The organism is Legionella waltersii, assembly GCF_001468085.1.
In the GTDB taxonomy this organism is placed as follows: Bacteria; Pseudomonadota; Gammaproteobacteria; order Legionellales; family Legionellaceae; genus Legionella; species Legionella waltersii.
In genome coordinates this window covers 78,245-89,394 of sequence record NZ_LNZB01000038.1, presented here as the reverse complement: position 1 = coordinate 89,394, position 11,150 = coordinate 78,245, and the positions used below count along the sequence as shown (strand labels likewise).

Genomic DNA, 11,150 nt, shown 5'->3' with positions numbered 1-11,150 from the left:
CGTTCAACCAGAATCACTGTTCACGTTCCGCCAGAATCGGTGTTCACTTTCAATCAGAATGAGTGTTCATTTTGGGGCAGAATATGCATCAATAGCATCGATGGTTTATTTGCATTGAAGACTGATGATGTATCCATACCTGCCAAGCTGCAAACGCTGTTTAACAAACAAATTACCCCACTAAATCTTTCTGCAATATTGAAAGAAGAAGTCAATGGAGCAAAAAGCAAAGAAAACTCAGATCCATCTATTCATAAACTTGCATGCCTTGCTATTTTGGATTTGATTGGAAATAACGTCAATCAATGCGCCTTTTCCTCAAAGACCGGTATGATGGAAATTCCCCTTCCAAGCCCTGCTTATGCACCACTTTTTAACCTACTCAGCTATGAACACCTATCCGTCACTCAAGATGGTCGATTGTTTTTTAACATTCAATCTTATCTCAAGAAGCAACCTCAACCTTTAACTCAATTGGGTAATATGTTTTTTTTGAATACTCAAAGTTTAAGTAGTAGCGATGTTTTTTACGTGACCAAAGACAAAGAAGGCGGCAAAAAAGAAGTAACGCCTTACTTTTTTGTACCAGTCTCCAGCACTCCGCCTAAGTATTTGTTTCTTTTAGATGTAAGTACAAGTATGGACGGGGACAGAATTGCCAAACTTAAATCGAGCGTTAATGCACTTGCTGAACAGTTGTTCGCCTATCAACCTAAAGCAGATGTTGAGATTATTGCGTTTGCTACACAAGCGAAATCATTAGGTGTGTTTAAAAATTTCTCATCACTACAAGCAAAAGTTCAAACGCTTACGGCCGAAGGGTCAACTCGGTTATATGGAACAAGTTTTGATACGCTAAACTCTTTAGCCATGTCAGCCCATGCCAACAATGTGCTGCTCTTTACTGATGGAGAAGACAGCGCCTGTGATAGTCAAGAGATGAGACAGCTTTCAGAATTGGTTAGTGGTTTATCATTAGAAGCGAAAGCAAGAAACAAATTTTTCGTTATCTTTTGTGGTACCGATGGAGATGCACTAACCAAAAATATTGCTAAAACGTTTGACTCACCAATCATTCATACTCAATCAGCAGATTTCATGAGTGCCATTAAAGATCCGGAAAAGTTAAAGAGTTATGCGGCTGAGCGTGGTCTATTTACAGTGAAGTACTCAGTCCATCTTGAAACAGGACCAAAAACAGAGACCAACACCCATCTCATAGCCGATCTATCTGGTCAAATTGTGGCATTAGACCCAGTAGAGATAAATCCAAACTCAACCCTCAGTATTACCATAGCCCAGGGCGACCAAACACTTGTTGACAGCAAAAAAAGTTTTACTCCTCCTGTCGTTCAGCAAGGAACAAATCCAAATGGCTTTTTGAACCGTTCGTCTGCTCATTCCAGTACATACCAAGATCCGCTGAATACCAGTCAATTAAATATGGCTTGAAGCCCAACAATGTAAACCTTGATTACGTTTCACTGCATCAAGGCTGCACCGGTTAATAACCTGTAGCCTTGGTGCAGCCCAAGTCGTCACCAGGATTATCCTTACCCCACCAATAGTAAAAATAATAAACATAGTGATTTTCTTTTGTATAAAAATCTGTTATAATGTTTCTGTTGCCATAATTAATTGACTTAAAATGAGTAATTCCATTTACCACAACCTCAATCTAGGCGAAATCAAGCCAACTCGATATCCAAGTCATAAGATTATTCCAGATTTTTTCTTTTCTTAATTTTTGTCTCTAAAACAACTAGCTATCAATAAGGTTTGAACTCCTGTCATTCAAACACCTTTTGCACAGTTGTCGAGCAAAAATCCCAATTATTCGTTTGTGTCCTTTGGACATGATTTAATAACTTATTGAGATTAGAAAATGCAAACCAAAACTGATAATACCGATTTATTGCCAATCCATTTAAATCAAGATGTCTTAGTGGAATTATTCGCAAAATTACCGTTGAAAGAATTTTTTGCGCTTCGCCTGCTAAGCAAAAACATCAATCAATTGTTTAACAAGGAACTGTTTATAAAATTGATCCATCGTTATTTTAAACCTATCTTTTTCCATGCTCCTTTAGAGCAATTGGATCCTAAGCAACTCTTTCAAGAGCTTGTGGAGTTAAGAAGAGATGAGATAAAATGTTTTGAAGAAGATAAAACATCTTTTGAAAATAAGAGTAAACAGTCAGTTTGTGTTTGGGATTTACATCTAGCTATCGCAAGTGGTGATGAAAAAGAGATTATCGAGCTCTATGACCGAGGAGGTTTTGCCAACTTTTACGACCATCAATATCACTTAAATGATAGAAATTACAACATAGACTTATCCTTATTTGCCTTGGCAGCATGCCAACCCCTTCCTATTAGGCGACTCATTTTTGAGTTGCTAACGAGGAGCTTAAACGATTCTTCTGACTCCCGCCTAGACAAGCATGGTTACTCTAAATTTGATTATGCGGCCATACTGAATCTTGTCGATGTTTTAGAGTTTAGTACATCAGATGATTTGAAAGTGCATAATAACATCTCACCACTAAGGTTGGCTTGTCGATATGGACAACTTGATGCAGTCAAAAGCATCATCAATAAAGTTGAATGGACAACATTTCCTAGCAACGCACTCAAAGAAGCCAGTAGGAGTGGACATTTGGAGGTGGTTCGATATCTATGTGAAATGAGGAATAGATTGAAGGACTTCCAAGTTGATGATTTAAATGAATCTCTTTTAGCAGCCTGTACAAATGGTCATTTAGAAGTAGTTAGGCATTTATTAGACCTAGGAGCAAGTATTGAAGCTAAGGATAATCAGAGGAATACCCCCTTTATTTTAGCTTGTCAACACGATCATCTAGCTGTTGCAGATCTGTTATTTAAAGCGGGGGCAAAGCCTAATGCATATAACCTATCAAAGGAACATGCTCTGAATGTGGTTTTAAAAAAAGGCTATGGAGCACCCTCAACCGAAATGATCGAATTTTTATTAAATTTGAACTTAGATTTATCCAATGAAGATAATGAACAAATAACTCCGTTACAGCGTGCATTTCAATGGGGCAACATCAAAATTATTGACTTAATTTCGCAAAAAGCACCGATTACTTCATCATATGCTCAATTGATTCTTCACTCTATGGCCTGGGATTTTTACAGCATAAAGGAAAATGTCATCGACTATTTAATCCAAAAAGGAGCCAATCCAAACCAAAACGAGGCCTCCAATGGCAGGAGTCCTCTAATGGCGGCCATTCTTAATAATAATTTGAAACTGATCAGAGCACTAGTTAATAAGGGAGCTGACCTAAATAAGCTGCAGGAAGAAACAGGACTAAGCCCATTACATTACGCCTGCAGAAATAGTAATTTAGAGACAATAAAGCTTTTATTAGAACTCGGGGCTAATCCCAATATCAAAGACAAGAATGGTAATGGTGTATTTTTCCAGCTCGAAGATCGTAGAAAAGACCGAGGCTCTATATTACAAGCACTCATCAAGGAAGGATTTAACATTAATGAACCGTCTTGTTACGACGAGACTCCATTACTGCGCGAATACTCTAGTTTCTTTAGACCTAGAGAAGATCTTGTATCTATTCTTCTTGACCATGATGCAGATCTTAATGTTGTTTGCAAAAATCCTTCATTCAAAGATCAGTCTTTATTCACGCTAGCTTGTGAGCGCTCTGATTTAACTATGATTAAAAAACTATTTAAATCGAATGAAAATGTTCTACATAGCAATAAGCAACATCAATTCTCTAAGATGAGTGGTAAACACTACATTCAAAGTCCAGATATGGCTCTGCTTTTGAAACATTTTGATAGAATTAACGATCAAAATATTGCACCCCATCGCTACATTTATAATTTACTTGCTCAATACAGCCGTTCAGATTGCGATTCTAATTACAGTGCAATGTTTGCGCGATTTTTTACTGGGCACTGGGGTAATCATTTTGGTGATCTTGTTTATGAAACGTTGAAAACGACAAAGGCGAATAAACCCTTCGCTTCTGTCAAGGATGTAAGCATTTTTTTCCAAGAATTGTCGCAAACTTCAAGCAGAGCACAATTGGCGAATCGAAATAAGAATGGTGGTACATTGCACAGTATTATTACTTTAGCGAATTTGTTGATGGACACTGAGTTTGATGATTTGCCTTTAACAAAATCACAAGCGGTTGTTCACGATGTTCAAGAGGACTTAACTAATTTTAACCTAAGGTAAATCAAAAAAGTAGGTTGGTGCTAAACGAAGTGCAGCCCAACCTAAAGGAGGTCGCTACGCTCCCTTGTTGGGCTTTGCAAGCTCAGCACCAACCTACGTTTAACTCAAAGAATAACAGCGCTCCTAAACCCAAGTTATACCCCACTCATTATCGATCAATATTTAATCATTATGTTAAAATAAAGTCAAAGCACAAGAAATAACACGGTCAACTATAATTAAAATATATCCTTAATCTGATGGGCGGCTATTATGCTTTCTAAGTTACTCACGGTATTTAAAAAGGAAGCTAAACTTCCTCCCAAAAAGCCAATGCCTAATCTTTCTGATTTTAAACATGGTGCATTACCTCGTAAGGATATGGATAAATTCACTAAGGATATAAATCGACTTATTGACCAGTATAATAATCAAGACGAAGATTCTAGTAAGATAAACACTCTAAAAGAAATACAAAAAAAAATTCAAGAGGTGGATTATAAGTATCAAGCAAGTCAATTAGCAAGGTCTCCTGGTTATCAATCAGCTCATGATTCGCTATTTAAAGACATACAGTATCAATACTCAAGCCTGGGAATTTCCTCTCTCAGCTCTCCAAAAAAATCTTCATCTTTGCCAGAAGTGATTGCAAATATGTCCCCCGAGAAGACCAATCAACTTCTTAGTATTTTGATGAAGGGTAAAGAAGCAGATCTAGACAAGGAACTTAAAGATCTCTATCAACCAACTGATGACAGTAAAGAAGCAAAAGCCTTTAATCAATTTCTTAAAGAACATGAAATTAGCTTTTTGGGTGGAGGTAACTCTAAAAATTTTAAAGTTAAACGGATCAAAGATGGTACCGAATCTGTTTTAAAAGTAGATAATCGCCTCAATATGCCCAGAAATGTTGAGTCTCATTTACGAGAGAAACTGGGAGATAAATTTGCTCCAATAGACGCAGAGAGGACAGCCATAGGCAAGGACTCTGAAGGGAAACCCATACACCGAACAATTCTTGTCACTGAATTTTGTAAAGGGGGTAGTATTGATAAACAACGACAGCAACTAACTACTGTAGTAGAGTTGGTGGAAAATACAGGTAAAATTTTTGAACAAATGTCAAGTGTTATGCTTGATATTCAGGAAGCAGGATGTATGTTCCCTGATGCAAAAATCACCAACTGGTTAGTCGATGAAGATAATAAAATTCGTCTTGCAGATACTAAGAGTTTTCTTTTTACAGATAAAAATGGAAACTACCACTCCGGTATACCGGGAAATGAATATTGTGGATTTCTCTCAACTCCGAGCTTTACTCCTCCTGATTTTGGTGAGTCTTCAATGAGTTCCGATTCAGTCCATGCTTATATTTTGGGAAAAAATTTATACTATTATACCTCTGGTAAGCTTGGCAAAGGAGATGACGGGGCAAAGTATGATTTTAGTGGTCAATTTTTTAAAACGAAAGTAGGACCAGAATATAAGGAAATAATTGAAGGATTAATTAAGCCAAACCCTTCTGAACGCATGCCTGTAAGAGAAGCCCTGGATCGATTGTTTATGATTAATAATCCCGAGTTTAAGGATGTTTTTACTGATCTTAAGAAATTAAAATTTGGTGAAAACGATAAAATAATGAACGATTATATTCGTGATAAGCAAAAACAAATTAATAGCACGACAAATCTAAGTGAGCGTGACAAAATTTTAAAAGAATTAGAAACTACTGTAAGTAACTTACAAAAGGATAATGCATCCAAAGAAGTAAAAGACGTCATTAATGGTTTTAGAGAGAGGGATGGTCTATTCACGGTAGGAATGAAAGCCAAGGCAACCAGAATTGAAAATGAAATGAGTAAATTGTCTATCGAAGAACGCTGTAATTTTTTTGGTTCAGATAAATCACAACAAGTGCTGAAAGCCATTGCTTCCCATCGCCATTGGGGAAAAGGTGGAAAAACATATATCACTAAAGAAGGGGACATTGATCAAGAAAAAGCAGCTCAAAGCTTTAAGGATTTCAAAATGAAATTTCAAGCTCAAATTGAAGCCCCAAAACAACAGAAAAAAGAAGAATATGTTAAAGAAAAAAGGTCATTAAAATATTAAATTACTTTAAATAAAGGATAATAAAAGATGAAATTTAATTTATTATGCTCAGAGATAGGAATTAATCCTGATCAGTCATCCTCAAAAAATCTTGAACTTCTAAAGCGATGGTTTCAAGAACATGTGTCTACTGATGTTTATTTCTCGGGAGATGAAAATGAGCAGTTTGAACAATACAAAGAAGTAACGGAATTATACCTAAATCTTATTCTTCCCGAAACAACTCATGATATTGGAAAATCAAATCCAGTATTAGACGGGGAAAGTGTCGTTTCTGCTCTAGCATCGATGGGTTTTGATCGAGTTCTTTTTTCTTTAAAACCTCCACAGTCTTTATTAAATGATAAAAATATAGATGGCCTAACTCCATTACATTTGGCTGCTCTTGAAGGTCATTTAAACAGCATACAAGTCTTGCTTTATATGGGTGCTGATACCTGTATCCTTAATAAGCAAAGTCAATACCCTTTATTTAGTGCACTAATTTTACCAGTACTTCATGATGATCAGATAAGGCAGAATAAAATCAAAATTTTTAATCTATTAAAAGATAAAGGAAATCAACCTTTAAATCATCGAGATGATAGTGGCAATACTGTTTTACATCAGATGGCCCTTCAAGGTTTCGATGATTTACTTAAAGAAACTTTGGCAACCAATGAAGAACTTGCCTATATAAAAAATAATCATACACATTACCCCATACACACCGCAATTTTAAATAATAAAATTCAAAGCGCTATCCTTTTACTACAAATTAAAAATGGAACTACCCTTGTTGACAGTAATGGCTGGACGCCTTTACACCATGCTGCGCGTTATGCAAACAAGCCTCTTTTGGAGGAGTGTTGTAAATTTAGTACAAATACAGACCCTATTGATCTCCTTGGAAGAACACCTCTAATGCTCGCTGCTGAGTTGGGAAGACTTTCTACCGTGCAAACTCTTATTGCACACGGAGCCAAAACCGACTTAACTGACTCAGAGGGATTTAGCGTTCTGCATTATGCGGTAAAATCAGGTGATTTAGCGGTGGTTCGCTGGTTCATTGAGAATACTAATGTCGACATTAATGCAAAAGATAATCAGGATAAAACTCCTTTGCAAATTTGTAAAACAACCATTAGTGAGGCGGGTAATATGGAAGAAATAACTGCATTATTGCTAGAACATGGAGCAACCCCACCATCCTTATACAATAACCATTGAGTTTCTAAACACTAGCATAGATCAGGTTAAGACACCAATTATAAGACATAAGAGAGGCACAACCGCACTCTTACGTGTTATGCAACAAAAATTTTAACTACTAATCAATCATCACATAATTAGTTTCTGCTGCCCGAGCCAAAAATAATTGATAGATGATTGCTGCAACAAGCTTATTCCAGTTGGATGGTGACAAAAATCTTGGACCTTAAAATCTCGCTTAATAGAGTGATACTCAGCAAAATACCAAGTGAGAAGCTAACAAGCGAAAATTTAAATTTAAGCTGTGGTGAGTTTGAACATCCTGATTATGTAGGGTCTAATGCTAATGTTGAATACGCTATGGAGTTATCAAGTAAGCCTAGGTATGCCTCCTCCACATATAGGCCCATATGGACATCAATTTATGTCATGGATAGAAGATTTAGAATTTAACAGGATTCAAAAATAGTGATTATGCCCTAATAGTATTCATTTTAAAAGGAAGATAGCGGTTTTTAGAAATTAATAAATGGTATTAAAAGCTACTGAATTAGGACTCGTAATCTCTTGGTCGTAGGTTCGAACCCTACACGACCCATCAATATTAAAAGGTCTATTCCAAAGACACCAATAAAAAATCATCATGGCTCATTAAAGCCAGCAAAAATGATAAATAGATCGTTGGCATTTTAAAAAAAAAACAGCCATACTTAGTCGTTCGTCACAGAACGAACTTAATCAACCCATTTATTAAAGGAATAATAAACTATGAATACTAAAAAAACTGCTAGCGCATTAGTAACTGCAGCTGCTTTAGCTTTCACAACTGCTCCAATTACTTCAAGCCTGGTATATGCTGACGACGCTAACAGCGTAGCATGCTATGGCTCTAACGCTTGCAAAGGCCAAAGTGCTTGCAAAACCGCTAACAATGCTTGCAAAGGTCAAAACAGTTGCAAAGGCAAAGGCATGACCATGGTAGACTCTGAAAAAACGTGTACCGATGCTGGTGGTACTACTACTGAATCTAAGTCTTAATTCATTTCTACAAGGAGTAAGGGAATGCTTACTCCTTGTTTGAGTCTTGGTTGTTATTATGATTAAAAAACCTTTTCTTGGCTTTGGACTAGGATTAAGGACTCAACATTATGAGGACATTCTAAGCGCTCAACCGGAGGTAGACTGGTTTGAAATCATTACTGAGAATTATTTAGTTCCAGGTGGAAAACCTCTTTATTACCTCAACCAAATTGCGGAAAGATACCCTTTAGTCATGCATGGCGTATCTATGTCCATTGGCAGCAAAGATCCCTTAGACCTTGACTATTTGCAACAAGTAAAACGCTTAGCTAAAGAGATTAAATCGGTGTGGATATCGGATCACTTGTGTTGGACCGGAGTACATGGCAAAAACTCCCACGACCTCCTGCCACTACCCTATACTGAAGAAACGATTAATCACGTAGCTCAGCAAATTAGTCAAGTACAAGACTATTTAGAACAAACCATTTTAATTGAAAATGTCTCTAGTTACCTGACTTACCAGCAATCCCAATGCACTGAATGGGAGTTTTTAACCGCCATTGTGCAAAAAGCAAATTGTTCGATTTTATTAGACGTCAACAATATTTATGTTAGTTCGGTAAACCATGAGTTTGATCCTTTAGATTATTTGTATGGGATACCAAAACATGCTGTTGCTCAAGTTCATTTAGCGGGGCATTGTAATATGGGCAATTACATCATCGATACCCACGATCACCCAATCATTGATCCTGTTTGGAACTTATACTCTTCTGCTTGCACTCACTTTGGCGAAGTATCAACCATGATAGAAAGGGATGACAATATTCCCCCATTGTCTGAATTACTTTCGGAATTAGATCATGCACGCAAAATTGCTAATCAATCTAATAAGGTAACTCAGCGATGAACGAATTAACTAAGCTGCAAGAAGAGTTTCTGAATTATCTTACCAACACGGATTTAGCGATTGTGCCAAGCATTCAGAGCAGCTCCAATCTGTCTGCACAGGAACGACTAGCTATTTATGGAAATGCCTACGAAACACGCTTAATTGAGGCTCTAGAGACTAATTTCCCGGCTTTAAAATTCTATTTAGGGGAACAGGAGTTTTATCAACTCGGCAGAAAATACCTTCGTGAATACCCATCGAATTATAAATCAATACGCTGGTTTGGCGGTCAGTTAGAAGAATTCATGCAAAAAGACTACCCCAAAGCCCCCTATTTATCGGAGTTGGCTTTTTTTGAATGGACAATGAGCCTTGCATTCGATGCGAAAGACTCAAAAGTGCTAAGCATTACTGACCTACAAAATCTCCCTATTGAAGCCTGGGACACGCTCAGTTTTTCACTTCACCCTTCTTCTTACATTCTTGATATGCACTGGAATACTCCAGCTCAATGGAAGAGTATTGTTGAAAACAACCTAATCATAGAGTGGATTAAAGAACCAACACCCTATAGCGTCATTGTTTGGCGCAAAAATTTATCTCTACAATTCTGCTCCTTATCCAATGAAGAATCTTGGGCATTGAAATCTCTAAAAGACGGCAGGTCATTCACAGACCTGTGTGTGGGACTGTATGAATGGTATGGTGAAGAAGCAGGAATGCAAGCCGCATCCCTATTAAAGGGATGGACAGAGGCAGGTTTGTTGACTAGTATGAACTATTAAACAATGGATGCCATACGACATGGCTCTGATGTTCAAATCCATAAGGAAATCCAATGACTATAGGACATAAATTAGTAAAAACTGCGAGAAACACGTTCATTACTCTAACGATTGCAGGCATAAGCAATACCACGCTCATTGAAAGCGCACTAGCGGCTGAACAAACCGAGAAATGCTATGGCATCGTTAAAGCAGGGATGAATGATTGTGCTACCGCAACCGCCTCCTGTGCTTCCTCAGCAACACAAGACAATCAGGGCGATGCCTTTATTTTCCTGCCCAAAGGGACCTGCGCTAAAATAACTGGCGGCAGTCTAGAGCCAACCACCTTGAAGAAAAAGGACTAATATGAACGCAACAATAAGAAGGATATTATTCGGCAGCTTGGGCTTACTTGCATTATCAAATTCGAATGCAGCACCTGAAACGTACACCCTTGACCCCAACCACAGTTATGTTCAATGGAATATTAAGCATTTTGATTTTTCTACGCAAACGGGAAAATGGTGGGCTGAAGGAACTTTAATCTTAGATAAGGATAATCCTGAAAAAAGCTCGGTCGAAGCTTCAGTCAAGATCACTGGCATGGTTACTGGCATCGACGAACTCAACAAGCATTTACAAAGCGCTTTATTTTTCGATGCAAAAAAGTTTCCAGTGGCTAGTTTTAAAAGTGATAAGGTGGAAATGACAGGCAAAGATACGGCTAAAGTCCATGGCTTGATGACCATCCATGGCGTGACTAAACCAGTTACCCTTGATGTCACTTTCAACAAAGCAGACATAAACCCTATTTCCAATAAAATGACTGCCGGCTTTACTGCTACAACAACGCTTAAACGTTCTGATTTTGGCGTTTCTGGGTTATTACCCGGCGTAGGTGATGAGGTAAACTTAGAAATAAATGCGGAAGCCAGCAAAAATAACTAAA

9 protein-coding genes and 1 tRNA gene are annotated in these 11,150 nt (G+C 37.5%); all 10 read left to right on the top strand.

From position 1 onward, the window contains the following. A partial coding sequence (locus Lwal_RS07980; RefSeq protein WP_193787220.1) for a VWA domain-containing protein occupies nt 1-1,452 on the top strand: 1,452 nt, incomplete at its 5' end. Between the two features lie 433 nt (nt 1,453-1,885). Further along, a complete protein-coding gene (locus Lwal_RS07975) occupies nt 1,886-4,237 on the top strand; it encodes an ankyrin repeat domain-containing protein (protein ID WP_058480297.1) in 2,352 nt (783 codons plus the stop codon). Nucleotides 4,238-4,489: 252 nt separating this feature from the next. Beyond that, complete coding sequence (locus Lwal_RS07970; protein ID WP_058480296.1) at nt 4,490-6,328, top strand: protein kinase family protein; 1,839 nt, start codon at nt 4,490-4,492, stop codon at nt 6,326-6,328. Nucleotides 6,329-6,355: 27 nt separating this feature from the next. Next, nucleotides 6,356-7,537, top strand: a complete 1,182-nt coding sequence (locus Lwal_RS07965; protein ID WP_058480295.1) for an ankyrin repeat domain-containing protein — start codon at nt 6,356-6,358, stop codon at nt 7,535-7,537. 504 nt (nt 7,538-8,041) lie between these two features. Next, a tRNA-OTHER gene (locus Lwal_RS17355) sits at nt 8,042-8,117 on the top strand. 170 nt (nt 8,118-8,287) lie between these two features. After that, entirely contained in the window at nt 8,288-8,557 is a 270-nt protein-coding gene (gene bufA2 / locus Lwal_RS07960) for a BufA2 family periplasmic bufferin-type metallophore (RefSeq protein WP_058480294.1), read from the top strand. 58 nt (nt 8,558-8,615) lie between these two features. Further along, a complete protein-coding gene (gene bufB / locus Lwal_RS07955) occupies nt 8,616-9,452 on the top strand; it encodes an MNIO family bufferin maturase (protein ID WP_058480394.1) in 837 nt (278 codons plus the stop codon). Next, complete coding sequence (locus Lwal_RS07950; protein ID WP_058480293.1) at nt 9,449-10,219, top strand: HvfC/BufC N-terminal domain-containing protein; 771 nt, start codon at nt 9,449-9,451, stop codon at nt 10,217-10,219. The genes bufB and Lwal_RS07950 overlap by 4 nt, the downstream gene beginning before the upstream one ends. A 53-nt stretch (nt 10,220-10,272) precedes the next feature. Continuing rightward, on the top strand, nt 10,273-10,566 hold the full coding sequence (locus Lwal_RS07945) for a BufA1 family periplasmic bufferin-type metallophore (RefSeq protein WP_058480292.1): 294 nt from the start codon (nt 10,273-10,275) through the stop codon (nt 10,564-10,566). Between the two features lies 1 nt (nt 10,567). Continuing rightward, nucleotides 10,568-11,149 (top strand): YceI family protein, encoded by a 582-nt coding sequence (locus Lwal_RS07940; RefSeq protein WP_095197589.1) that lies wholly within the window; start codon nt 10,568-10,570, stop codon nt 11,147-11,149. Nucleotide 11,150 lies beyond the last annotated feature (1 nt).

What these genes read in the sequence shown, in the direction of transcription:
- Lwal_RS07965 (WP_058480295.1), top strand. Translation starts at nt 6,356, where the DNA reads ATGAAATTTAATTTATTATGCTCAGAGATAGGAATTAATCCTGATCAG.
- Lwal_RS07945 (WP_058480292.1), top strand. Translation starts at nt 10,273, where the DNA reads ATGACTATAGGACATAAATTAGTAAAAACTGCGAGAAACACGTTCATT.
- Lwal_RS07975 (WP_058480297.1), top strand. Translation starts at nt 1,886, where the DNA reads ATGCAAACCAAAACTGATAATACCGATTTATTGCCAATCCATTTAAAT.
- Lwal_RS07940 (WP_095197589.1), top strand. Translation starts at nt 10,568, where the DNA reads ATGAACGCAACAATAAGAAGGATATTATTCGGCAGCTTGGGCTTACTT.
- bufA2 (WP_058480294.1), top strand. Translation starts at nt 8,288, where the DNA reads ATGAATACTAAAAAAACTGCTAGCGCATTAGTAACTGCAGCTGCTTTA.
- bufB (WP_058480394.1), top strand. Translation starts at nt 8,616, where the DNA reads ATGATTAAAAAACCTTTTCTTGGCTTTGGACTAGGATTAAGGACTCAA.
- Lwal_RS07950 (WP_058480293.1), top strand. Translation starts at nt 9,449, where the DNA reads ATGAACGAATTAACTAAGCTGCAAGAAGAGTTTCTGAATTATCTTACC.
- Lwal_RS07970 (WP_058480296.1), top strand. Translation starts at nt 4,490, where the DNA reads ATGCTTTCTAAGTTACTCACGGTATTTAAAAAGGAAGCTAAACTTCCT.